Raw genomic sequence first — 24,473 nt, 5'->3', positions numbered from 1 at the left:
ATGACCCTCCGCGACGCCGTCCTTAACCGCGCGATTATCCTCGCGCCAGCCCTGCTGATGCTTGCCGCCTGCGGCGCGGCGCCTGTAGGCGAGAAGCCCCTCAGCGAGGCGGCGAAGGCGGCGGTGACCAACAACGCCGGCGCGCCGCGGGACCAGCTGGCCCGTCAGATCGACGATCTCTTCACCATGCCCGGCCTCGGCGAAACCCGGGCCGTGGTGGTATTCGCCGACGGCAAGCTCGCCGCCGAACGCTATGCCGAGGGTTACGACGAAAAGACGAGGTTTATCAGCTGGTCGATGGCCAAGACGGTGACCGGCGTGCTGATCGGGATGCTGGTCTCCGACGGCCTCCTCGCGCTCGACGCTCCCGCCCCCGTTCCCCTGTGGCAACGCCCCGGCGACCCGCGCGCCGAGATCACCTTGCGCCATCTCCTCCAGATGCGCAGCGGGCTGCGCCACACCGAGGCCGGCGAACCGCCCTACGAATCCAGCGAAGTCAGGATGTTGTTCCTCGACGGGCGCGACAACATGGCCAAGTGGGCGGCAGAGCAGCCGCTCGAGGCGGAGCCGGGTGCGAAGTGGGAGTATTCCTCGAACACCAGCGTGATCCTTGCCGATATCGCCGCGCGCGCGCTCACCACCAGCGACCGGCCCGAGGCGCGGCGCAAGGCGGTGGCGGACTACCTCCAGCAGCGCCTGTTCGGCCCTCTCGGCATGACCAGCATGGTGCCGGAATTCGACGCATCCGGCACGCTGATCGGCGGCAGCCTGATGCACGCGACCGCGCGCGACTGGGCGAAATTCGGCGAGTTCCTGCGCCGCAAGGGCCGCGCCCCGGGCGGCGAGCAGCTCGTCCCGCAGCGCTGGGTCGAGGCGATGGTGACGCCCTCGCCGAAGAGCCCGCACTACGGCTTCCAGATCTGGCTCAATCGCCCGGTGCCGGGCCGCGAGCCGGGGGATCACCCACTGTTCCCCGACCGCGCACCCGAGAGCCTGTTCTCGCTGATCGGCCACATGGGGCAATACGTGCTGGTCTCGCCGAGCCAGCGGGTGACGCTTGTGCGCCTCGGCCACTCCGACGCGAAGGAGCGCCCGCCGATGCTCCAGCAGGCGGCGGACGTGCTGGAGCTCTACCCGGCGCCTTAGTGTTCCGCACGCCATCCGGCGTGCGGTCCTCGCTAGACGCGCAGCAAGCTGCGCCCGCTGCGGGCGGCCGTTCGGCCTTGCGGCCGCTGCGCGACCGATTGCCTCAGAGGGTGAAACTGCCCTCGACCACGGTGACGCACGGCCCGCCGAGCCATGCACGCCCATTTTCTCCAGCGCCATCCAGCCGCAGCGTCAGATCGCCGCCGCGCTGCGAAGCCTGGTGGGCACGCAGATTGTTGCGCCCCAACCGCTCCACCCAGAACGGCGTGAGAACCGCGTGGGCCGAGCCTGTCACACTGTCCTCGTCCACGCCGCCGCCGGGGACGAAGACGCGGCTGACGATGTCGGTGGCGGTGCCGGGCGCGGTGCAGATGAACTGGTCCGTGCCCAGCATCCCCAGTCCGCGGATATCGGGGTCGAGCGCGCGGACCTGCGCCTCGTCCTCGAACAGGAAGATATTGTAACGGCTGTCGTTGCGCCACACTTCGCGCGGCGCGGCGCCGAGCAGCGCGACCGCCTCCGGATAGTCGCCCGGCGCGGTGTGGATCGCGGGCAGCGCCAGCTCGTAGCCGTCACCCGCCCTCACGACCTCGAGAATGCCCGATTTCCGCGTGCGGAACGTCACCCGCTCCCCGCCGTCGCGCTCGAGCAGGATATGCCCGCTCGCCAGCGTCGCATGGCCGCACAACGCGATCTCGTAAGTGGGCGTGCACCAGCGCAGCTCCCAATCGGCCTCCCCGGTCGTGTCGCGCACCACGAAGGCCGTCTCGGCGAAGAGGTTCTCGCCCCCGATCTTCACAAGGGTATCGTCGGGCAGCCACTCCTCGAGCACCATCACGGCAGCCTGGTTGCCGCCGAAGGGCTGCGCGGAGAAGGCATCGACGTGCCAATAGGGGATCTTGAGCGTCATGCTGGGCCTCAGGGGTAGAGAAGCGTGTCGGACCAGGGCGCATCGGCGCTCTCGCGGACGAATTGCCGGCGGTCGTGGAGGCGGTTGTCGCGGTCGATCCAGAACTCGATGCGGCGCGGGCTCAGGGTGAAACCCGTCCAGTGTGCCGGGCGCGGCACCTTGCCCGCAGCCTCGTGTTCGGCCCACATGGTGTGGACCCGCTCGATATAGATGCGGCGCTCGGGCAACGGGCGCGACTGGTCGGAGGCGGCGCTGCCCACCTGGCTCTTGTAGGGGCGCGAGTGGAAATAGGCGTCGGCGCGCTCCGGAGAGACCTCGGTCAGGGGCCCCTCGATGCGGATCTGGCGGCGCAGGCTCTTCCAGTGGAACAGCAGCGCAGCCTGCATATTGGCACGGATCTCGCCGCCCTTGCGGCTTGTCGCATTGGTAAAGAAGGTGAACCCGCCGCCCTCGATCTCGCCCCGGCCGTGGCCCTTCAGCAGCACCATGCGCACCGAGGGCGCCGCACCCGTGGTCGCGGTGGCGAGCGCCATGGCGTTGGGATCGTTCATCTCGCCGACCTGTGCGGCGGCGAACCACTCCTCGAACAGCGCGAAGGGATCGATGCCGGCGGGCAGCACGCTGTCGGCCAGCTGGGCATCGTCGAGCGGGGCGGTATCGGACATGAAGGGGATCCTCGCAGATGTGGAGAAGGCCCATAGCTACGCGGGCGAGCCGGCGAAAGGCGCATTGGGTTAACCGCGCGTTTCTCCCCACCGGGGTCCCCGCTTGCACGCGGGCGCTGTCTCACCTAGCTAAACCACCATGCGCGACCTTTACGCAACGCTCGGCATACCCCGCACGGCCTCGGAAGCCGACATCAAGAGCGCCTACCGCAAGCTCGCCAAGGAGCTGCACCCCGATCGCAACAAGGACAACCCCAAGGCGGCGGAGAAATTCTCCGAGGTGACCCGCGCTTACGATCTGCTCTCCGACAAGAACAAGCGCGCGCAGTACGACCGGGGCGAGATCGACGCCGATGGCAATCCTGCCAATCCCTTCGCCGGCATGGGCGCGCGCGGCGGCTTCGGCCGCGGCAGCGCCTATGGCGCCGGGCCGGGCGGCGGGCCGCACCCGGGCGATTTCGGCGGCTTCGGCGCCGGCGGCAGCGCGGACGACGTCGACCTGTCCGACCTGTTCGAGGGCCTGTTCGGCGGGCGCGGCCGCCAGCAGGGCGCAGGCGCGCGGCGCGGTTTCGGCCGCCAGCCTCCGCCCCCGCCGCCCAAGCGCGGCGCCGACATCCAGTACCGCCTCGCGGTGCCTTTCGTCGATGCCGCCGCCGGGCGCGATCAGCGGATCACGCTGGCCGACGGCAAGGCGATCAGCCTCAAGCTTCCTGCAGGCGTCGAGGACGGCACGATGATGCGCCTCAAGGACAAGGGCCACCCCGGCCCGGGCGGCAATGGCGACGGGATCGTGATGGTCGAGGTCGGCAGCCACCCCTTCTTCCGGCGCGAGGGCGACAATATCCGCATGGATCTGCCCATCACCCTCGACGAGGCGGTGCGCGGCGCCAAGGTGAAGTGCCCGACGGTCGACGGCGCGGTCATGCTGACGATCAAGCCGGGCAGTTCCAGCGGCACGGTGATGCGGCTTGCGGGCAAGGGCTGGACACGCAAGAATGCCAGGATCGTGGACGGCAAGAACGAACGCGGCGACCAGCTGGTGACGCTGGAGATCCAGCTTCCCGCCGATCTCGCCCCGCTCGAGCAGCGCCTCGAAGGCTGGATCGACACCGCCCGCCCGCGCGAGAAGTTCGGCCTCTAGGGCCGGGCGGGACGGCCGAGCCGGTGACCGAAACGCAAGCGCCCATCCCCGCCCCCGCCGCCGCCGAGCAGCCCGGCACCCCGTCACGTGCCTGGGCGGTGACCAAGCGCGTGGCGATCGACACCTTCAACGATGGCTTCATCCACGCGGGCAATCTCGCCTACCTGTCGATGGTCGCGATCTTCCCCTTCTTCATCCTCGGGGCGGCGCTGTTCGACATCATCGGCGGCCGCGAGAACGCGCAGGAGATGATCTTCGCCGTCGCCCGTGCCATGCCCAGCTCGGTCGCGAGCGTGATCGTCCCGGTCGCCGAAACGGTCATCACCGCACGATCGGGCTGGCTGCTGTGGGCGGGCGGCGCGGTGGCGCTGTGGACGGTCTCGAGCCTGATCGAGACGATCCGCGACATCCTGCGCCGCGCCTATGGCACCACCAGCACCAGCACCTTCTGGAAAAAGCGGCTGTTGTCGGCCGGTCTGATCCTCGGCGCGGTGGTGACGCTGATGCTCTCGCTCTTCGCGCAGGTGCTGATCGGCGGCGCGCAGGAGGTGATCCAGGCCGTTGTCCCGCAACTCGGCCAGTGGATCGGCACGCTGCGCCTGTCGCGGATCGTGCCGGGCCTTGGCCTCGCGCTGTCCTTGTGGGTCTTGTTCCTCACCCTCACGCCATCGCACTTCCGGGGGAAGGAATGGCCGAAATGGCCCGGCGCGGTGTTCACCACCGTCTGGTGGCTGGTCGTTTCCGCCGCCCTGCCGGTGGTCCTGCGCACCGCATTTGCCTATGACCTCACCTACGGCAGCCTTGCCGGGAGCATCGTCACGCTGCTGTTTTTCTGGCTCGTCGGGCTCGGGCTCGTTATTGGCGCGCAGCTGAACGCGGCGCTGGCGCTGGTGGAGTCGCCGCCGCTGCCGGCCCCGGCACCCGAAGAGTGAGGCGAGGAATGAACGGATTGATGGCAGGAAAGCGCGGCCTCATCATGGGCCTCGCCAACGACAAGTCGCTCGCCTGGGGCATCGCCAAAAAGCTCGCCGAGCAGGGCGCGGAGCTCGCCTTCTCCTACCAGGGCGAGGCGCTGGCCAAGCGCGTCAAGCCGCTCGCCGCCGAACTGGGCAGCGATTTCACCTTCGAATGCGACGTGTCGAGCATGGAGTCCCTCGACGCCGCCTTCGCCGTGCTCAAGGCGCGGTGGGAGACGATCGACTTCGTGGTCCACGCGATCGGCTTCTCCGACAAGAACGAGCTGCGCGGGAAGTATGTCGACACCAGCCTCGACAATTTCCTGCTGACCATGAACGTCTCGGCCTATTCGCTGGTGGCGATCGCCAAGCGCGCCAGCGCAATGATGCCCGAGAGCGGCGGCGCGATCCTCACGCTGTCCTACTACGGCGCCGAAAAGGTCGTGCCGCACTACAACGTGATGGGGGTCGCCAAGGCGGCGCTCGAGACGAGCGTCAGGTATCTCGCCAACGACCTGGGCCCGCGCGGCATCCGCGTCAACGCGATCAGTGCAGGGCCGATCAAGACCCTGGCCGCAAGCGGGATCGGCGATTTCCGCTACATCCTCAAGTGGAACGAGTACAACTCGCCGCTGCGCCGCAACGTCACCATCGAGGACGTCGGCGGGGCTGGGCTCTACCTGCTCTCCGACCTCGCCTCGGGCGTCACGGGCGAGACGCACCATGTCGATGCCGGGTACCACGTCGTCGGCATGAAGCAGGAAGACGCGCCGGACATCGCGCTAGGGTGAGCGTCACGACGAGGCGGAGAATTCTAAGCCTTCGATCTCGGAAGAGCGCAACCTTTAGCATGTCACCTGATGCACGGGCATTCACCTAAAGGTTCTCGGCACTCCCATCCTCGGAAACTGTCCCTTTCTCCAATGATTTGCGGGTCAATGGGTTCGTTTGGTTTGATTTGCATACGGCTGGTCAATTCATCTTTGCTGCAGGTGGCGCGGCACCGCCTTTGATCGACCCCATGGATACGGCTCGTGGCGCGTCGAAGAGAAACACTGCAACTAGCTAATGAGCAAATGACAAGCAGACGACAGGCAGAAGCCAACCGGCAAAACGCGTTGAGGAGTACGGGTCCGAGGACACCTGAAGGACGCGCGGCAAGCAGCAGAAATGCCTTACGGCATGGAGTGCTGAGCACGAACTTTCTCGCAGGCCATGAGGATCGCGACCTTTTTGCGAATCTGCTAGAGGAGCTTGTGACCGAATACGGACCAGAAACAGCGAGAGAGTCCCTGCTGGTTGAACGCCTGGCGATGCTGTTTTGGCGCGAGCGCCGACTGGCGATTGCCGAGTCGGAGCAGGCCGATCTGCAATTATCTGAGGGGGCGGGGTCCTATGGAACCGGTCGACGAAACGTTCCGATCATGGATCAACTCTTGGTTGGCCGCTATCAGGGGATGCTGGCTCGGCAGATAAAGGAAACGCTGCGCGACCTCCGCGATGAGCGAGATAGTCGCTTTGGTTCGAATTGACATATCGGTCAATAAAGTCGACGGGCCTGACAACGGGAATGAATTTTGACGTCGTTACTTGCTTTGATCAGTAACTCATCTTGTTCTGTCACCGGAGAATTCGTCGGTTTCCGAGAAGAATTTGCAAGCGGCAGCGCTCACTGTCGGTGATTCGCAAATCGACCGGCACGAGCACATCGCGGTCAGAGCGCTGGCCATCGTCTAAGCAATTAGAACTCCGGCCGGTTCTGGCGGCTGATCAGTGGCCGACGCTCTCGCCCCGTTCGAGGCCCGATTGGGCGAGCTGCGCGTCGATCTGGCCGAGCAGCCGCTCGAGGCCCTCCTCGCTGTCGCTCTCGGCGCGGGCGACCAGCACGTCCTGCGTGTTCGAGGCGCGCAGCAGCCACCAGCCGTCGGCGGTGTTCACCCGCACGCCGTCGGTGGTGTTGACGCTCTCGACCTCGGGGCCTGGATTGGTGGAGAGCCGCCTGGCAATCTCCTCCATCGCCGCGAACTTGCGGGCTTCGTCGACCTGGAAGCGCATCTCCGGGGTGTTGAGCATCTGCGGCATCGCATCGCGCAGCTGGGTCACCGAGCGGCCGAGCCGGGCGGTCGCGGCGAGCAGGCGAATCCCGGCATAGAGCGCGTCGTCGAAGCCGTAGTAATCGTCGGCGAAGAAGACGTGGCCGCTCATCTCGCCGGCGAGCGGCGCGGAAGTTTCCTTCATTTTGGACTTGATGAGCGAGTGGCCGGTCTTCCACATCAGCGGCTCGCCGCCCAGTTCGGCGACCCGGTCGAACAGCGCGCGGCTCGCCTTCACGTCGGCGATCACCGTCGCGCCGGGAAGGTGCGCGAGGGCATCCTCGGCATAGATCATCAGCAGCTGGTCGCCCCAGATCACCCGGCCCTCGCCGTCGATCGCACCGATCCGGTCTCCGTCCCCGTCGAAAGCCACTCCGAAATCGAGGTTCTTTGCCGCGACGAGCGCCCTGAGATCGGTCAGGTTCGCCTCGACAGTCGGATCAGGATGGTGGTTGGGAAAATGACCGTCGACTTCGGTAAAGAGCAGATGGTGTTCCCCGGGCAGCTTCGCGGCCAGCGCTTCGAGCGCGGGGCCGGCGGCGCCGTTGCCCGCATCCCAGCCGACCCTGAGGCGCTCGAGCTTGCCGGGCTCGATACCGCCGAGACCCTCGAGCAGGCGCTCGACATACTCGCTGAGGATGTCGCGCGAGGTCACCGTCCCGGCGCCGCTGGCGAAGCCTCCGTCTGCTGCCAGTTTCCCGAGCTTCTGGATATCGGCGCCGAAGAACGGCCGCCCCTGAAACACCATCTTGAAGCCATTGTAATTGGGGGGATTGTGGCTGCCAGTTATCTGAATGCCGCCATCCACCTCTTCGCTTGAGGCTTCGGCGTAATAGAGCATCGGGGTCGCCCCGAGACCGATCCGCACCACGTCGCAGCCGCTGGTGGTGAGCCCCTCGACCAGCGCGTGCTCGAGCATCGGCGAACTCACGCGCCCGTCATAGCCGACCGCCACGGTCTTGCCCCCCGCCTCGCGCAGCAGCGTCCCGAACGCGCGGCCGATCGCCCGCGCATCATCGGCGCCGAGCGTCTCTCCGATCACGCCGCGAATGTCGTATTCGCGAAGGACGGTCGGGTCGAACTGGTGTTGCATGACGTCAGGATCTCCTTGGCGGCTCAGTGGCACCGCCGGGGGTGCGATTGCAATCGAACCATGCTTGGCGGGTCCCGCGAAAACGCGTCTGCAGCACGGATCATCCTCTGCCCCCCTCGTCCATGTTCGGCCACCCTAAAGATCGGTGCTGGCCCGTTATGTCAATGCCGGACTGGCACTAAGCCCCACGTGGCTCTACGGATGCGTCGACGTCTGTTCTGCAGACGAGGGCTATTTCAGCCGAAATGCAACGGCCTTCCGCTTAAGAAGTTTTGGATATGCTGGAACGGCTGCCAGGCAACCTAAGTTGCTTGTGTTAGAAGGGTGAACTTCGACGCGCTAAAATCAAGGGAATTCAAGCCGTCGGCCAGCAAGCATTCGCCGGCTATGGCTTTGCAGGAACCGGAGTAAGCCGCAATTTCCCCCTGCAACGGTAGGGCCAGCATTGGCCCGCGATACTTGATCATGATGGCTTCGTCCGGCTCGCCAACAACCAGATTGAGCCGGAACCATGGCCCGTCAACCAGCGCGTGTTTGCTCGACGCTTTAGAGGAGTTCTTCGGATCGTACGTGCCAAGTTTTGCGACCTCCAGTGCTCGTTCGAGGTGCAACTCCCGTGGGCGGCCATAATCATAGATGCGGAAGGTCGTGTCGCTGGCCTGCTGGATTTCGACTATCGATAACCCACCTCCGATCGCATGCACGGTGCCGGCGGGAAGGTAGAAGAAGTCGCCAGCTTGGGCAGGGTGCCAATTAAGACAGGTCTCGATGGACCCGTCGCGAGCGGCAGCCTCGACCTCGTCAGCGGTCATTTCGCGCTCGAAACCGATGGCGAGACGCGCACCGGGCTCCGCGTCGAGCACTAGCCAGCACTCTTCCTTGCCCGCTTCGCCGGGCAGCGCCTGTTCTACGGAAGGATGAACCTGGACAGATAATCTCTCGGACGTGAAAATGTATTTGACCAGCACCCGCGGAAGCTCAGGCGGTGGCTCGAACCAGATCTCGCCGATCCGTTTACCTGGCGGCGTGGCAAACGGAGGTGGTAAGTGATCGCGGCCCCAGACCTTCTCGACCGTGCGGGTCGCCAGAAGGCGGGGCAGGAATGCAGATCCGCTCACTGGCACACGGCGCTCGGCAGCTTGCCCACTGCCTGCGCCCCGTTGCGGGTGGTCACGAGGATCTCGCCGTCTGACACGATGATGCACACATCTTCAAGGTCGATCGCGGAGATCCGCGGTCCATCACTGATCGCAAGAACTCTGTTGCAGCCGATCAGATCGACTTGGCCGGATTTGATGTTGCCAGCTTCGTCGGCCTCGTCGGCGAGCGCGTCAGCAAGCGCGGCCCAGCTTCCGATGTCTGACCAGCCCATATCTGCCAGCACCATAGTGGCACGCATGGTATTCTCCATCACAGCGTAGTCCACCGACTCACTAGCGATCGCCGAGAATGGCTTAGGTGCAGGGCGAAAGATCGCGCCCTCTGAAACACCATCTGCGACAGCTTCGGCGACGAGGCGGGCCATCTCGGGCCGGTGCATCGCGAGTTCCGCCAAGAAGTGGCCCGCGCGAAACGCGAAGATGCCGCCGTTCCAGCTGTACTCGCCGCTAGCCAGATAAGCCGTCGCGCGCGCGAGGTCGGGTTTTTCGATGAATTCACGAACCACAAACCCGCCGAGGAGAGGTTCACCGCGCCGCAGGTAGCCGTAGCCGGTCTCCGGGCGGTCCGCAGCAATCCCGAAGGAGACAAGGTAGTCCTGCCGCGCCATCTGGGCTGCGGCAAAGGCCGCAGCGCGGAAGGCGTTGCTGTCGGCGATATGGTGATCGCTGGGGCAGATCAGCATTATGGCGTCTTCGGGCAGAAGCGCAGCTGCAAGGGCTATGGCCGGACCAGTATTCCTAGCTTCCGGCTCGACAACGAGCCGCGCACCCTGCGCATCTCCAAGCTGGGCCTTGATAAGATCTACGTGAGTCGCGCCCGCCATCACGAGGGGCGAAGCAAAACGAGCATCGCGCGCGAACCGGCGGAGAGTCTGCTCGAACATTGTTTCCTCGCCCATGAGGGGCAGGAACGGCTTGGGCACAGCCTTTCGGCTGACGGGCCACAAGCGGGTACCGCGTCCGCCACACAGGATTACCGGATAGATCTGCATCCCCACCTTCGTCTCTACAGGTAGCGAGAATTGCTAACCTATCTGCGGCGGTTATGCCAATACGAAGCGGGCTCGGCTGGTCGGGTCATCGCGGATTTCAGTCAATGCGTCGTGCCAGTGCGTTCCGGTTGACAGTTTTCCACGACTGTAGACCGGTGCTGTCATGAGGTCAGGACAAGAGCCTTAATCCTTGATCAGCGGCCGCCACCATTGTTCGTTGTTGAGGTACCAGCGCAGAGTTTGGGCGAGGCCCTCTTCGAAGCCATGGGCTGGGGCGTAGTGGAGCTGGGCGCGGGCCTTGGTTTCGTCGATGGCGTAGCGGCGGTCGTGGCCGGCGCGGTCGGTGACGAAGGTCTTGAGGGTGCTGGTGGGCTCGCCGCGCGCGGCCGGTGCGTCAGGGTAGCGCTGGGCGAGGCCGTCCACTTCGGCGAAGGCGCGGTCGACTTCGGCGCAGATCGTGTCGATCACGGTCATGTTGGGCAGTTCCGCCCCGCCGCCGATGTTGTAGGTCTCGCCCGGAACCCCGCGCTGCAGGCAGGCTTCGATCCCGCGGCAGTGGTCTTCGACGTGCAGCCAGTCGCGCACGTTCATCCCGTCGCCGTAGATCGGCAGATTGCGCCCGTGGAGCGCGTTCAGGAGGAACAGCGGAATGAGCTTTTCGGGATACTGGTAGGGCCCGTAATTGTTCGAACAGTTGCTGGTCGTCACCTGAAGCCCGAAGGTGTGGTGATAGGCGCGCACGAGGTGATCGGAGGCGGCCTTGCTCGCCGAATAGGGCGAGTTCGGCGCATAGGGCGTCACTTCGCTGAACGCGGGATCATGGGGGCCCAGCGAGCCGAACACCTCGTCGGTCGAGATGTGGTGGAAGCGGTGAGGGGTGCCGCTGCCCGCCAGCCACACGCTGCGCGCGGCCTTCAACAGGCTGTTGGTGCCCAGGATGTTGGTGTGGATGAAGGCATCGGGCCCGCTGATCGAGCGGTCGACATGGCTCTCGGCGGCGAAGTGGACGAGCGTCGTGATCCCATGCTCGCGCAGCAGGCGCTCGACCAGATCGGTGTCGCGGATGTCGCCCTCGACCAGTTCGGCATTCGGCGCGCCTTCCAGCGTCGAGCGGTTGCCCGCATAGGTCAGCGCATCGAGCACGATCACCCGGTCCTCGGGGTGCTGCCTGTTCCAGTAGTGGACGAAGTTGCCGCCGATGAAGCCGGCCCCGCCGGTCACAAGCACGTTAGCCAAGTCTTGCTTCCTCTTCGAGCATCAGGCGCAGGTTCTCGCGCCAGGGAACGGCGCGGTCGCCGAGGGTGGCGCGGGTCTTGCTGCAATCGAGCAGCGAGAACGCCGGGCGCCGCGCCGGGGTGGGATAATCGGCGGTGGTCAGCGGGTTGATGACGGGCACGCGCTTCACGAGGCCGAGCGCGTGCGCCTCCTCGGCGATCGCGACGGCGAAGTCGTGCCAGCTGATCGCGCCATCGTCCGCGTGGTGGAAGGTGCCGGTGGCGCCCTGCTCGACCAGCGCCCACAGGGTCCGCGCCAGCCCCGTCGCCCAGGTCGGCGAGCCGACCTGATCGGCGACCACGCCAAGCTCCTCGCGCTCGTTCATAAGCCGGATCATGGTGCGCACGAAGTTCGCGCCGCCCGCCTCGTAAACCCAGGCGGTGCGCACCAGCAGGTCCTCAGGCCGCAGGCGGTCCTCGCCCTCGGCCTTGGTGCGGCCGTAGGCGGACTGGGGATTGCGGGTATCCTCGGGCCGGTAGGCGACGGGGCTCGTGCCGTCGAAGACGTAGTCGGTCGAGACGTGGACGACCTTGCCCCCAGTCGCCGCCATCGCCTCGACCATCACGCCCACCGCATCGGCGTTGATCGCGCGCGCGGTGTCCTCGTCGCTCTCGGCGCGGTCGACCGCGGTGTAGGCGGCGGCGTTGAGGATCACCTCGGGCGCCTCGACCACGAGCCGCGCGGTGAGCATCGGCGCGTCGGTGAGGTCGCAGTCGGCGACGTCGATGGCGCTGATCTCCGCCCAGCCGGGCGCGGTGCGTTGCAGCGCCCCGCCGAGCTGGCCGCCCGCACCGGTGATAAGCACTCTCATGCGCCGCCCTCCGTCACGCGAACACGGCCGCGTCGGCAAGGCCGGTGCCGCGCGCGTCCTTGTCGGAGACCAGCGGCGCCATGCCGATGTCGGGCCAGTCGATGCCGACCGCCGGATCGTCCCAGGCGAGCGTGTGCTCGGACTGCGGCGCGTAGGGCGCGGTGCACTTGTAGAGGAAGTCGGTATCGTCCTCCAATGTCAGGAAGCCGTGGGCGAAGCCCTCGGGCACCCAGAACATCCGCTTGTTCGCCGCCGACAGCTCGATCCCGGTCCACTGCCCGAAGGTCGGCGAAGACTTGCGAAGATCGACCGCCACGTCGAACACCGCGCCCTTCGTCACCCGCACCAGCTTGCCCTGCGGACCCGGGTTCTGGAAGTGCAGGCCGCGCAGCACACCCTTCTGCGAGCGGCTGTGGTTGTCCTGCACGAAGGCAAGGTCGAGCCCGGCGGCAGCGAAGGTGCCCGCGTTCCAGGTCTCCATGAAGAAGCCGCGCGCATCGCCGAACACCTTCGGCTCGATGATCAGCACGCCCGCAAGGGCGGTCTCGATGATGTTCATGCCGGATCCCGTTCGGTGAGCAGGGCGAGCAGGTACTCGCCGTAGCCCGACTTCCTCAGCGGCTCGGCGATCTGCCTGAGGCGCGCATCGTCGATGAAGCCCTGCCGCCAGGCGATCTCCTCGGGGCAGGCGATCTTGAGGCCCTGCCGCTCCTCGGTGATGCGCACATATGTGGCCGCATCGAGCAGCGAGGCATGGGTGCCGGTATCGAGCCAGGCGAAGCCGCGCCCCATGATCTCGACCGACATCGCGCCCTCGTCGAGATAGAGGCGATTGAGGTCCGTGATCTCGAGCTCGCCGCGGGCCGACGGCTTCATGTCGCGCGCGCGGTCGACCACCGTCTCGTCGTAGAAATAGAGGCCGGTCACCGCGTAGTTGGACTTGGGGACGCGGGGCTTCTCCTCGATCGAGATCGCCTTGCCGGCCGCGTCAAACTCGACCACGCCGAAGGCTTCGGGATCGCTCACCCGGTAGGCGAACACCGTCGCGCCGGCGGCGCGGGCGTTGGCGCTGCGCAGCAGATCGGGAAGGCCGTGGCCGTAGAAGATGTTGTCGCCCAGGATCAGCGCCGAAGGCCCGCCGCGCACGAAGTCCGCGCCGATGTGGAACGCCTGCGCGAGGCCCTCCGGCCGGGGCTGAATCTCGTAGGACAGCTGCACCCCGAAATCCGACCCGTCGCCCAGCACGCGCTTGAACTGCGCGGCATCCTCGGGCGTGGTGATGATCAGGATCTCGCGGATCCCGGCCAGCATCAGCGTGCTCAGCGGATAGTAGATCATCGGCTTGTCGAAGACCGGCATCAGCTGCTTCGACACACCGCGCGTCAACGGATAGAGACGCGTGCCGGACCCGCCCGCGAGGATGATCCCGCGCCTGTTCGTCTGGCTATTCATGATGCTAAGAATTCCCCTGATCGCCTCCGACTCAGAGGTCCGAGGGCGCCCATGGCACCGCCGCCTGCTAGCGTCAACGGGAAAGTGATAGGCGCAGCGCTGCTCTGTGAGTGAGCAATTTAGACTAGCGCTGGACGGTACAAGCCTCCATAGGGCGCGCATGAATTTCCTTCGCAACGCCGGTCAGAAACTCGCCCAAAATTCCTGGTTTCTGGTGGGAGTCATTCTCCCCGTACTTCTCAGCGCCGTCTACTATTACGGGATTGCCTCTGACCAATACGTGTCCGAGTCCCGGTTCGTGATCAAGGCGCCGAATCAACGCGCCGCGCAGACCACCTCCTTTGCGAACCTGATCCAGTCGACTGGCCTGTCGAGCGGGCAGGAGCAATCGAACCAAGTGATTGATTTCGTACGTTCACGCTCGGCGCTCGAGACGCTCGACAAGAAGCTCGACATCAAGAAGGCCTACGGCGATCCCGGCATCGACTTACTTTCGCGCTTCCCGCGCATCTGGGAAAAGAACGCGTTCGAGGACCTGTTCGACTATTACCGCACCAAGATCGAGATCAGCCGGGACAACGATACAGGCCTGGTGGTACTGCGCACCATCGCCTTCTCGCCCAAGGATGCCGCCGCCATCAATGCGCATTTGCTCCAGCAGAGCGAGACGCTGGTCAATCAGCTCAATGAGAACGCACGAAACAAGGCGATCTCGGAAGCAGAGAACCGTGTTGTCGAGGCGCAGACGCGGGTGAACAAGGCGCTGAAGGCGGTTTCGGACTACCGGAGCCAGGCTAGACTTGTCGAACCGCTCAAGGAGGCAACCGGGGTGGTCGAGATCGCCAACCGCTTGATCACCGAGCGTGCGGCTCTTGAAGCCCAGCTTTCTACGGTACGCCAAGTGACGCCCGACCATCCGTCAATCCCTGTTCTGCGGGAGCAGATCGCATCGCTAACCCGCGAGATCGAACGGCAAAACTCCCGCCTCGTCGGCGGCGGGACCAACACCATCAGCCGCAAGCTTCCCGATTACGAGGCGCTCCAGATCGAGCAGGAATTGGCCTCGCAGTTGCTGGTGCTGTCACAGACCTCGCTTGAGCAGGCCCGCACTGAGGCACTCAAGCAGCAGTTCTACCTCGAACGCGTGGTCGAGCCGAACGTGCCCGACCTGCCTGAATACCCCAAGGCGCTGAAGACGGTGCTGACCATCCTCGGCTTTGCGCTGTGCCTTTACTTCATCATCTGGATGTTCGTCGTCGGCATTCTCGAACACGCCCCTGAGGACTGAGGCGATGGCATCGCTGCGCGAAGGCTGGAACATTCAGGTGCGCGTCATCGGCGCCCTCATGTTGCGCGAGCTTACGACGCGTTTCGGTCGAGAGAATATCGGCTTCCTCTGGATCATGGTGGAACCGATCTTGTTCGCCCTGCTGGTGGGTCTGGTCTGGCGATTTCAGAAGGGACCGCTGGAATTTGGTGTGGACATCATCGCGTTCACCGTCAGCGGCTACATTCCTCTCGTGCTCTTTCGGAGCATCGTCACCCGGTCGATCATGAGCTTCACTGCAAACGGAAGCTTCATGTACCATCGACAGATCAAGGTCCTCGACATTCTGCTGGTGCGCTTCCTGATCGAACTGATCGGACATATGATGGCTTATGTGGTGATCGGATTGGCGCTCGGTGCCTTTGGCATGTTCCCGCAGCCCTACGATGTAGGATTTATCATCCTGGGTGCCCTCTACTATGCGGCCTTCTGCTTCTCCGTTGCGCTGGTTGTGGCCCCGCTGAGCGAGATGAGCGAAGTCCTCGAGAAAGTCACGCCTGTAACGCTCTATATAATGATCCCGTTTTCGGGCACGTTCTTCCTGGTCAGTTCACTGTCACGTTCGGCCGCGAATGTCGTGCTCTACTCGCCTCCCGTCCATGGAATGGAGATGATGCGGTACGGGCTGTTCGGTCCATCGATCGATCCGCAATTCGATTATCTCTATCCGCTCAAGTTCATCCTGCCCGTGACGGCACTCGGCTTGCTCCTCTGCAGGATCGTTCGCAGGCGACTGGTGGTCGAATGATCGTCTGCGAGAACCTGCGCAAGAGCTACCCTGCCGGCAGTGGCCGCAAGGAAGTGCTGAAGGGAGTAAACCTGACAGTGCAGAAGGGCGAACGGGTCGCCTTGCTCGGTCGCAATGGAGCCGGCAAGTCAACTCTGATCAAGCAGATCGGAGGTGTCGAGTTGCCCGATAGCGGCCGGGTCATCCGCAAAATGACCAACAGTTGGCCGATCGGCTTCAACGGTGGTTTCCAAGGTAGCCTCACCGGCTACGACAACGCGCGGTTCATCGCTCGCATCTATGGCCGCACTTACTCGGAGATGCGCGACTTCGTCGAGGACTTTACCGAGCTCGGCACATCGTTGAAGATGCCGGTCAAGACCTATTCCTCGGGGATGCGCGCTCGATTGGCCTTTGCGCTGTCGCTCGCCATCGAGTTCGACTGCTACCTTATCGACGAGGTCATCCTGGTGGGTGACCAGAACTTTCAACGAAAGTGCCACGCCGAGCTATTCGAGAAGCGTGCCGATCGCGCGATGATCATCGCAAGCCATGACATGCAAACAGTCAGTGCGGTCTGCGACCGGGCGGTTGTGCTGCATGACGGGAGAGCCACCATCTACAACAACGTCGATGACGCGGTGGCGGTTTACGAGTCCCTGTGATCCCGAAGCCGGACGAAGTCTCGTTCTAGAGAGGATTGATCACGGGTTCTGGCGTGTGCGTGACGAAATGATTGTACCGCATATACTCAATCAGACCCTTGTAGTTCCGCAGGTCCATGGGTTGCGGCTCCTGGGAAGAGAGAGCAGCACGGTCGTGCAGCATGAACTGCTCGAAAGTGTAAAGCTTCGTGTTCCGTCCTATGAAGTGGAACACGGCGCTCTTCCGGCTCAGCTCCGGGTCGATGCGCGGGCTTCCGCCATGTGCGAGCAACGAGTGCCAGAACACGACATCGCCCGCCTTGAGAGAAAGAACCTTACGCTCAGTTCGCATGTCGCTTTCCAGCTTCAGGAAGCAATCCGTCCAAGCAAGCCCCATTTCCCCGACGAACTTCTGCTTCTCCGCACTTGAATCTTCGGTCTTAGCATAAAACTGGCGCATTTCTGCGAGCCGTGGATCGCCGGAAGCGACATGTTCGCTCAGGTAGAAAGGCCATTTGTGACTTTGTGGAACATAGAAGAGGGGTCCTGCATCGATTGATATATCTTCGAGCGCGACCCAGCAGCCGGCCATGGAGTAGGTGGGTTCAGGCCAGAAGAAAATGGCGTCGATGTGAGCTTCCTGTTCCGTGCCACGCTCGAAATTGAGGGAGCCAAAAACAACTGGCTCATCATCGAGTGCCCAGCGAAGGAAGTCGAGAATTGCAGGGGTGGCGGCGAGCTCGAGAAGCTCCGGGTGCCGCTGATGGAGCTGACCGATGCGGTCTCCAAAACCGAACTCATCGGCACCGGTATCAAACTCTTTTCGAACTTGCGCAACTATGTCGTTGTAGGCGGCAATCTGATCCGGCGTATAGGCGCTCCGGATCACCGAGAAGCCTTGATCGATCCACTGTTGCTTGAGATCATTGGAAATGCGGTTGCTGCCGTACCACTCGGGGGTTTCAGGCCCGATCGGCAGCGGGGTCGGCGCCCCACTATCCGGAGTTTCGATCGATACAGCGCTGGCAATGGCCATGAAATTTGCTCCGCAAAACCCGCCCCGGATTATACACCCAGATTAGGAAAAAGGCGAGCACTTAGATGCGGTTTTCGGGCTCTTGCAACTCACCTTAACCGTAAGCGATGTTTTCAGGCCACGTGGGCGTGCGGCAGGAGCTCGTCGATGCGGGATGCTGGGTGCCCCCAATACGGTTTGCCGGTTGATCCCGACCCCATCTCGGTCGGAGTTCTGTGCCCGAGGCTCGAGTGGGGGCGGAATTGGTTGTAGTCATGCCGCCAGGCTTCCAGCTCCTGGCGGGCATGAGCCAGGCTGGTGAAGATGGTCTCGTTCAAGAACTCGTCCCTGAGCCGCGCGTTGAAGCTCTCGATGAACCCGTTCTGGTAGGGCTTGCCTGGCGCGATGTAGTGCCACTCGACATTGCGCTCCTTCGACCACCGCAGGATCGCCATGCTGGTCAGTTCGGTGCCGTTGTCGCTGACGATAGTATGGGGCCGCGCCATCCGCTCGAAGACTGCAGCATCAAGCTCACGCCCGACCCGCGCGCCAGAGATCGACGTGTCGGCGATCAGGCGCACGCACCCCGGGCTGTAATTATCGACCACGGCGAAGATCCGGAACCGTCTGCCACAGGCGAAGGCATCGGATAGGAAGTCGAGGCTCCAGCGCTGGTTGGGTCCCTGTGGGACCGTCTCGGTGCCCGCGTGCCCAACGCCCGCTTGCGACCACCACGACGGCGCACCTGCAGCCGCTCCTCTCGATAGAGCCGTCGGAACTTCTTGTGGTTCATTGCGCAGCCTTCCCGGCATAGCAGCCAGTGCAGCCGCCGGTAGCCGAACCGGCGACGCTGGCTGGCCAGCTCCCTGATGCGCTCGCGGGCCTTCGCATCGTCTGGCCGACGACTGACGTAACGCACCATGGTCCGGTCCGCGCCCAGCACCGCGCAGGCACGACGCTGACTCACCTCGAAGACCTCCTGGAGATGAGCCACCGCCTGCCGCATGGCACGGGGCGCTAGAATGTTTTGCGCTGATCTACTTGAGCATGGCGCTGTCGAGCATCGAGTCCGCCAGCAGCTTCTTTAGCCGCTCGTTCTCCTGCTCCAGCTGGCGCAACCGCCGGGCATCCGACACTTCCAGCCCGCCATACTTCGACTTCCACTTGTAGAAGGTCGCCGAGCTGATCCCGTGACGACGGCATCCCCGCTTCCTGCTCCTTCGAAACAGCGATGATCTGCTCCTCGCTGAACCTGCTCCGCTTCATCCGTCCGTCTCCTTCTCAGGGCCGGACTCTACTCATCGCTGGAGGAAATCTAGGGGCTCAGACCAGCCTTCACCTTAGGCGGCCAGTCCCGGCGCTTGCCGACACCGGTGAAGACCTCAAAGCGCCGTACACCGCTGCTACCAGCATCATCACATGACATCGTCATAGCACCAGCGCCCCTCGACAATCAGGGCGCGGACACTCGGCGCTCCGCATCACCCGCGCAAGGTGGGCTCAGAACATCGCTTACCCTTAACCTTCCCGATCGCTACGAGCGCCCCGCTCGGGACAGCATCAAGTCGGCCAGTGCGGCATAGTCGCCTGGCGTCATATCTATCGGCAGGTCTCGCACTTTATGCACGGGCTTGGCAGTAGCAAAATCCACCCGCGAGATCGCTGTGTCTAATGCGTCTGCCAGTGCTGTTGGAGTCATCGCGCTGAGGCTGACGAAGCGATCAGAACGGAGCGTCAAATCCTTGCCCTCATAGCTGTTCGTCACGGTCATACACCCGGCGCTTGCCATTTCCAGCGGTGGATAGCTTGGATGAGGACTAACCATAAGTGAGATACCTGCGCAGGCGCGGTTCAGCATCTCGGCATATTCCTCAATCGTCATCTTGCCGACATTGCGGGCGTTATCGAGGCCTGCCAACCGGCCACCATCGAAGGCCTCTCCCGCGAAGACGATGTCGTACTGGCTGTTGGCCCGCGGGTTGCGCCCCTGCCAAATGCGAAGGCCTTCGCAGAGCAGTTCAAAGCAATTGCGGTTCACCGTTGGGCGACCGTAGGCAAGGATCAACTTCTCTGGCCGGGTGGGAGCGATCAGGCTGTTCAGGACGGGGTGCAGCTCGTAGCCTACATAATGTTGTGCATGGAAACGGTATCGAGCCTTCATGTAGCCCGCCAACTCTTCCGAGTTGATGATAGCCAGCGTGTCGTCTGGGCGGCGATAAGTCGCCTCCGCTAGAGCGTAATGGTTCGACCAGTTGTAGAAGCCGGGTTCGAAATCTTGAATGATATAGGCCATCAGGGGGTTGGAGCCAAAAATTCTTCTCTGCTCATCCAGAAGTCGAAAGCCGAGATCAGCCGTCCACCAGGCGGTTGAGATGTACATGTCGGTCGCGCGGAGGCTTATAGGGAGATGTTGCGCATGGGCGACACCGACTATCGAACAACCCGCGACATCGTCGTGCGGATTGGCTTGGGCGAAGGGGCGCCCGAGACGTGTTGTTAGCGCCTGGACCGAAGGCGGATCCACGGAGTCTGACGTGATCAGCACTCGCAAGTCTATGTCACCGCCCATCTGATCGGCAATCTGACGAATTACGGTGAGAGCCGTTGTGATGCCACCGTAAATCTTCTCAGGCTGCATGGTCGGCAGGATGGCGTTGAGACGCCGCCGCTTGCTGGAACTCGACGCCACGCCGACAGGATAGATTTCGGGAACGCTATTGTAAAAATCGCTGCGCAACGTCAGGCCTCCATTCAATCGCGGCGTGGGTCGATCCAGTGCGTAGGCTATCGAGTCGGCGCGCAGCCGCATCAAAGGGGCACCTGCATCGGTTGGTGCATCCAAGCACGTGATCTTGGCGTGGCCAAACCCCTGATGTTCACAGATGTAGAGTAAAGACCGCTCGATTGCGTGAGCCAAGGTGCCGTCGATCTGACCGGCTTCCGGCTCGAAATCCTCGTAGGTGAGGCCCAGGTTGAACAGTGGCTCGATGGCTTCGCGACGCGCCCAAAACATCGTGCTCGTCGGAAATTCAAGCGGCGTATCCGACGAGATCTTGCATCCGATGCGAGCGAGCAGAGCTGCGGCGTGATCGAAATCGAAGCCCCAGTTGCGGAGATCAAGAACAGGTGGAAAATGATCCGAGTAGACAAGTCCGACATTGGACTTCTCAAAGATGTCAAAAATCGACAAAGCAATATCACGTGAGCCAATCAAATTTGCGCGTAGAAACTCACCCCAGCCAGAGTAGATGCTGTCATGGGGAGATTTCTTCGTGTGGAGGTGCAATATCAATTCAGCGTCATCTAGATGTTTCGCTCCCTCGATCAGGAAAGGTGCTACATCACGTCCGCGGTTCTGACACAGCACGGCACGGCCATTCAGCCCATGGTCAGCAAGAATGGCATCGCTGAGCGCCACTTTTTCCGTGGTGTCAGTGGTGACGATCACCCGCGCGTCAATGCCGAGACCCGCGATTTGGCTGAATATCTGCGGCAGAAGATCTGTATAGTATCCGTGAACGATGGCCAACACTCTCGGCATTCGCCGCGGCGTCTCCAGCAGCCCGGAAAGTGGAACCTTGATCGTCGGGAACAAGGAAGCTGCCGGATTGGCGGCCTGCTGGGCACCGTATTCGTTGAACAAGCCAGCGATAGGCATAGCCGCCCGCGGACCGCCGCCATGAATGACGTTTCGGGTCTTGGGCACGCTGATCCGCCGGGCGCAGTGGTCCCTCAGCATCTCATGGACTCTAGGTGTCAGGCGATACGCAATGCGCGCATCATCGATGTCCACTATACCAGCCGTGATCAGCTGGACCTTGATGTATGGAAACCCCAGATCGAGAAGTTGCTCCCAATAGTGAATCGTCGGATTTTCTTCTACAGGAAGATCAAAAATCGGTCCGGTTGAGAAGCCAGCGTCTTGAAATCGATCTGATAAGTGCACTTCAACACTGTAGATCAGATCGTCTTTATTCAAGTAGAGTGGTACGTCGATCATAACGTCGAGCGCTTTTTTCGCCAGCGCCTGCGCACTGAACGTAAAGAAGAAGGACTGGCAATGCGGACGAACTTCCAAGTTTCGTGTCAGGAACGCCACGTCGAGGCTAGATTCGGCTATCCTTTTTCGAAGAAGCTCGATCGCAGCTTGATCTTCGTGCGCGGGGAGAATGCTGTCGTTGGTGAAGGAGACGGAGCGAGCAAGTGATAGGCCGCCCAGCAATTCGATAGCATGCCGCCAAGCGCCGAAGTCGAAGCCGATGTTCTCACGAACTATGACAATCCGGGCTGCATCGCAGCGCGGATCGACCATGTCGCTAAAGCTGTCGGTGTTTACGACCAGCGCGACGGCATAACCGGCGTCTGCAAAACTTCGGATTTGGTGCCTTTGGCAGTCGCTGAGTGTCCCGTCACCGCTATACGCCACGAAGACTAGCCAGTCCTCACCCGGCGCAATCGGCGATGCGCGGTCAAGCCGGAAGGTTGCCTGCCGATCAGATGTTACCGCCGTAGGCGCTGGATCCGAGATCAATATGGGCGAGCGTGGATACCTGCCCAGGTGCCGACCGATCCAGAGATAATGAAGGGCCGGATCGATGCCGACCATTCCAACATCCGGATATTCCTGCAGATACCACTGCTCGTCGAACTGACCACTAGTGCGCAGATTGTCGATGTCTTCCAAAGAGTAGTTGGAAAGGGACCACTGCGACATTCTCAACAATTCCTCGTGCTACTAAACAGGCTAACCATTTCGTTCCGCCTGGGCCGCGGATCGTGTTACTTACAGGGCGTAGATCATGTCGACATTATGCTGTGGATCTAGATTAGCATGTTCTCCGCTCCATCATAGGCGTTTCAGTCGCAGGTGAGTCTCAGGTGTACAGTACGTTCGATTGGGTAGATCAATGAGGACGCTCTCGACCTTCTGACATGCCATGCATTATGTAGTGGCGGACCGGATCCATCCCGTCCTGCGCAACGTCAGGGTGTATCTCTAAGTAGCGAGCGGCATCGAACAATCCTGCGCGACGATAGAAGGCGTGCTCTCGACTGCGACGCCATCTGGTCGGCAACCAGCTCCACCACTTCGGCATGCGAGCCGCCGTCATAACCATGTCGCGAAGCCAATCGTTGTCGCTCGTGAAGGCGGCACGCCAATTGCCTTCTTGAGCGAGTATCGAAGTTAACTGCGCAACCTCATTGAATCGTGCGGCGAGCTTCTGCTCGGATTCCTGACGCGCGTGCATGGCGGCCTGAAGGGCAGCCTCCCTTTCCCCCAAAGCTGCCTCGACAAGTTCGAGGGCTCGAGTCAGTTCCTCCGTCGCAGCATGGTTTGCGGCGAGCTCGGCTTCGACCTGAAGCTTGGCCGCTCTCTCAGCCCGCAGATCGGCCTCGCTGCTGCCGAGCTTCTCGCTGAGGTGCCTCGCTTCGACACCAAGCTCAGCATGGAGCTGATCGAGCGCTCGCGTCAGCTCCTCCTTCTCGGCAAGGCTCGCGGCGAGCTCGGCTTCCACCTGAGACTTGGCCGCTCTCTCCGCTCGCAGATCGGCCTCGCTGCGGCCGAGCTTCTCGGTGAGGCGCCTCGCTTCGACACCAAGCTCAGCCTGGAGCTGATCGAGCGCTCGGGCCGCACGTTGTGCTTGCATCTCCCAATGCTTCCGATCTCCAGCCAGCTTGAACGTCCATGAATCAGCTTCTCTAAGGCGAGCTTGAAGCTTCTCCTTCTCCTCCAGTGCCAGAAGATGTTCAGAGCGGACGCGATCGAGTTCTGACCTGGTCTGCTCGATCTCCTCCTCGCGCTGAAGAAGTATGCTCACCGAAAGAGCGTGTCGCTCCTGAAGTTGCGCGAGTTCTTCGGCGGTGGAGCGCAGCGAGGCCTCGCGCTCTTCGACTTCGGCTTTCAGACCTGTACAAGCTTCCTCAGCGGCAGCCAACTCGGCGGTACAGCTTGCCAATTCAGCCTGCAGTGTTGCGACCGTAGCCGCTGCGGCCTCGAAGTCGATCCGCTGCCGCTCAAGACCAGCACTGAGCTCGATGATCTGCTTGCGACTGGCCTCGTGTCCGGCTTGTTCTTGTGACAGACGCGCTCCAATCAGGAGGAGTTCACTCTCGGCCTTCTGCCGCTCCTCCCAGTTCGCGCGATTTTCCCAATCGAGCACTTCCACACGCTTGTTCAGTTCGCCGATCTGGGCATGCGCCTGCTCGATCAGGAGCATGTCCTCAGTCATATCTGATGCGTTGACTGGCTCCTTGTGGTTCCAAGCGATAGCGTTGAAGGTCGTGATCTCTTCATAGATGAACTTCGTCGGCAGGCTCTGCTTACTTTTCCCCTTGCGGAAGATAGCGACGAAGTCATTCCAATGATCCGCCTTCCTCCCTGCCGTGAAACTTTCGACCAAGACGACGGGTTCGCCTTGCGAGCACGCCCAGCGTTCAAGGGCGAGGCCGGAGTCAGGATAGAACCGCCAGTGGTCTTCTGGGTAGCGATGGACAGCACCGTTAGAAGGCGCGCTGACATAGATGTAGCCGCCTCGGCGAACCTTCCTGACCATCTGGAGGAAGGTTGCCCAGAACATCGGGTCGTGCTCGAACACCGACGATGCGAGCACGAGGTCGAAGTAGTTGTCCTCCAGGGGCCAAGGCTTGCCCGGCTCAACGACAAAGTCGACACCCGGCCCTGCTTCAAGGTCGATACCGACATATTCCGTCGTCTTCGGAGCGTGGCTGCGTAGCGACCCGTTGATCTCGTAGGAGCCCAATTCCAGCACTTTGGCCCTCGGAAGATCCGAATACCGGTTCATGACCAGACAGCCGATCTCCATCGCGGTATCGTGCATCAAAGGGACTCCAGAGCGTGAATCGGTCGCCCAATGCCCCACCTCGGCGTTGACATCAACCGATTCACCGTCATGTTGAAACGGTTCCACGCGAAAAGCGGCTGCCGCTCGCCAGTCAGCGAACCATCGGATGACCTCGTCGGCCTCCTTCTGGCGTCTTCGTCCTGGCGAGCGCGGCACCAACGGGGGCTTGAGGCGGGTCGACACATGGCTATAGGCGGTGAGCG

The 24,473-nt window shown here is 62.7% G+C and carries 20 protein-coding genes and 1 pseudogene; 8 read left to right on the top strand and 13 right to left on the bottom strand.

Translation table 11 applies throughout. From position 1 onward, the window contains the following. The gene (locus OPU67_RS00215) at positions 1 to 1,146 is read left to right on the top strand and encodes a serine hydrolase domain-containing protein (protein ID WP_267616655.1); all 1,146 of its coding nucleotides are present in this window, start codon (positions 1 to 3) and stop codon (positions 1,144 to 1,146) included. A gap of 103 nt (positions 1,147 to 1,249) precedes the next feature. On the opposite strand, the gene OPU67_RS00210 is transcribed toward OPU67_RS00215, so the two are convergent. Next, the gene (locus tag OPU67_RS00210; RefSeq protein WP_267616653.1) at positions 1,250 to 2,056 is read right to left on the bottom strand and encodes a PhzF family phenazine biosynthesis protein; all 807 of its coding nucleotides are present in this window, start codon (positions 2,054 to 2,056) and stop codon (positions 1,250 to 1,252) included. An 8-nt stretch (positions 2,057 to 2,064) separates the two neighbouring features. Beyond that, positions 2,065 to 2,721 carry a pyridoxamine 5'-phosphate oxidase gene (gene pdxH / locus OPU67_RS00205; RefSeq protein WP_267616652.1) on the bottom strand — a complete coding sequence of 219 codons (657 nt, stop codon included), beginning with the start codon at positions 2,719 to 2,721 and terminating at the stop codon, positions 2,065 to 2,067. A 139-nt stretch (positions 2,722 to 2,860) separates the two neighbouring features. On the opposite strand from pdxH, the gene OPU67_RS00200 reads away from it, so the two are divergent. The 4 genes from OPU67_RS00200 (at position 2,861) to OPU67_RS00185 (ending at position 6,350) form a co-directional block, all read left to right on the top strand. Next, positions 2,861 to 3,862: a DnaJ C-terminal domain-containing protein gene (locus OPU67_RS00200; protein ID WP_267616651.1), complete on the top strand. Its 1,002-nt coding sequence runs from the start codon at positions 2,861 to 2,863 to the stop codon at positions 3,860 to 3,862. A gap of 23 nt (positions 3,863 to 3,885) precedes the next feature. Next, positions 3,886 to 4,794 (top strand): YihY/virulence factor BrkB family protein, encoded by a 909-nt coding sequence (locus OPU67_RS00195; RefSeq protein ID WP_267616650.1) that lies wholly within the window; start codon positions 3,886 to 3,888, stop codon positions 4,792 to 4,794. A gap of 8 nt (positions 4,795 to 4,802) precedes the next feature. Then, positions 4,803 to 5,609, top strand: coding sequence for an enoyl-ACP reductase FabI (gene fabI / locus OPU67_RS00190; RefSeq protein WP_267616648.1), 807 nt, complete (start codon positions 4,803 to 4,805; stop codon positions 5,607 to 5,609). A gap of 396 nt (positions 5,610 to 6,005) precedes the next feature. After that, positions 6,006 to 6,350 carry a hypothetical protein gene (locus tag OPU67_RS00185; protein ID WP_267616647.1) on the top strand — a complete coding sequence of 115 codons (345 nt, stop codon included), beginning with the start codon at positions 6,006 to 6,008 and terminating at the stop codon, positions 6,348 to 6,350. A 238-nt stretch (positions 6,351 to 6,588) separates the two neighbouring features. Here the strand turns inward: OPU67_RS00185 and pgmG are convergent, their stop codons facing one another. From pgmG to rfbA, 7 genes are all read right to left on the bottom strand, one after another. Next, positions 6,589 to 8,004 carry a phosphoglucomutase/phosphomannomutase PgmG gene (gene pgmG / locus OPU67_RS00180; RefSeq protein ID WP_267616645.1) on the bottom strand — a complete coding sequence of 472 codons (1,416 nt, stop codon included), beginning with the start codon at positions 8,002 to 8,004 and terminating at the stop codon, positions 6,589 to 6,591. Between the two features lie 302 nt (positions 8,005 to 8,306). Beyond that, positions 8,307 to 9,122 carry a class I mannose-6-phosphate isomerase gene (locus OPU67_RS00175; protein ID WP_267616643.1) on the bottom strand — a complete coding sequence of 272 codons (816 nt, stop codon included), beginning with the start codon at positions 9,120 to 9,122 and terminating at the stop codon, positions 8,307 to 8,309. Then, complete coding sequence (locus tag OPU67_RS00170) at positions 9,119 to 10,156, bottom strand: mannose-1-phosphate guanylyltransferase (RefSeq protein ID WP_267616641.1); 1,038 nt, start codon at positions 10,154 to 10,156, stop codon at positions 9,119 to 9,121. The genes OPU67_RS00175 and OPU67_RS00170 overlap by 4 nt, the downstream gene beginning before the upstream one ends. 183 nt (positions 10,157 to 10,339) lie before the next feature. After that, on the bottom strand, positions 10,340 to 11,392 hold the full coding sequence (rfbB, locus tag OPU67_RS00165) for a dTDP-glucose 4,6-dehydratase (protein ID WP_267616640.1): 1,053 nt from the start codon (positions 11,390 to 11,392) through the stop codon (positions 10,340 to 10,342). Further along, a complete protein-coding gene (gene rfbD / locus OPU67_RS00160) occupies positions 11,385 to 12,242 on the bottom strand; it encodes a dTDP-4-dehydrorhamnose reductase (RefSeq protein ID WP_267616638.1) in 858 nt (285 codons plus the stop codon). The genes rfbB and rfbD overlap by 8 nt, the downstream gene beginning before the upstream one ends. Before the next feature lie 13 nt (positions 12,243 to 12,255). Then, positions 12,256 to 12,801 carry a dTDP-4-dehydrorhamnose 3,5-epimerase gene (gene rfbC, locus OPU67_RS00155; protein WP_267616636.1) on the bottom strand — a complete coding sequence of 182 codons (546 nt, stop codon included), beginning with the start codon at positions 12,799 to 12,801 and terminating at the stop codon, positions 12,256 to 12,258. Next, positions 12,798 to 13,694: a glucose-1-phosphate thymidylyltransferase RfbA gene (gene rfbA, locus OPU67_RS00150; RefSeq protein ID WP_267616634.1), complete on the bottom strand. Its 897-nt coding sequence runs from the start codon at positions 13,692 to 13,694 to the stop codon at positions 12,798 to 12,800. The genes rfbC and rfbA overlap by 4 nt, the downstream gene beginning before the upstream one ends. Positions 13,695 to 13,854: 160 nt before the next feature. On the opposite strand from rfbA, the gene OPU67_RS00145 reads away from it, so the two are divergent. From OPU67_RS00145 to OPU67_RS00135, 3 genes are read left to right on the top strand one after another with little or no spacing between them, the layout of a single operon-like run. After that, a complete protein-coding gene (locus OPU67_RS00145; RefSeq protein WP_267616633.1) occupies positions 13,855 to 14,982 on the top strand; it encodes a capsule biosynthesis protein in 1,128 nt (375 codons plus the stop codon). Positions 14,983 to 14,986: 4 nt separating this feature from the next. Next, on the top strand, positions 14,987 to 15,769 hold the full coding sequence (locus tag OPU67_RS00140) for an ABC transporter permease (protein WP_267616631.1): 783 nt from the start codon (positions 14,987 to 14,989) through the stop codon (positions 15,767 to 15,769). Then, the gene (locus OPU67_RS00135; protein WP_267616630.1) at positions 15,766 to 16,413 is read left to right on the top strand and encodes an ABC transporter ATP-binding protein; all 648 of its coding nucleotides are present in this window, start codon (positions 15,766 to 15,768) and stop codon (positions 16,411 to 16,413) included. Before OPU67_RS00140 ends, OPU67_RS00135 begins: the two co-directional genes overlap by 4 nt. Before the next feature lie 25 nt (positions 16,414 to 16,438). Here the strand turns inward: OPU67_RS00135 and OPU67_RS00130 are convergent, their stop codons facing one another. From OPU67_RS00130 to OPU67_RS00115, 4 genes and pseudogenes are all read right to left on the bottom strand, one after another. Beyond that, positions 16,439 to 17,428, bottom strand: coding sequence for a phytanoyl-CoA dioxygenase family protein (locus OPU67_RS00130; RefSeq protein ID WP_267616628.1), 990 nt, complete (start codon positions 17,426 to 17,428; stop codon positions 16,439 to 16,441). A 113-nt stretch (positions 17,429 to 17,541) separates the two neighbouring features. After that, positions 17,542 to 18,673: pseudogene (locus OPU67_RS00125) on the bottom strand (IS3 family transposase). A gap of 268 nt (positions 18,674 to 18,941) precedes the next feature. Beyond that, positions 18,942 to 22,091, bottom strand: coding sequence for a rhamnan synthesis F family protein (locus OPU67_RS00120; protein ID WP_267616627.1), 3,150 nt, complete (start codon positions 22,089 to 22,091; stop codon positions 18,942 to 18,944). Positions 22,092 to 22,311: 220 nt separating this feature from the next. Next, positions 22,312 to 24,453 carry a methyltransferase domain-containing protein gene (locus OPU67_RS00115; protein ID WP_267616625.1) on the bottom strand — a complete coding sequence of 714 codons (2,142 nt, stop codon included), beginning with the start codon at positions 24,451 to 24,453 and terminating at the stop codon, positions 22,312 to 22,314. Positions 24,454 to 24,473: the final 20 nt, after the last annotated feature.

The sequence above is a fragment of the Erythrobacter sp. WG genome (assembly GCF_026586795.1).
In the GTDB taxonomy this organism is placed as follows: domain Bacteria; phylum Pseudomonadota; class Alphaproteobacteria; order Sphingomonadales; family Sphingomonadaceae; genus Erythrobacter.
Note: the sequence above shows the minus strand (reverse complement) of the source record. Positions and strands in the feature narration are given on the sequence as shown.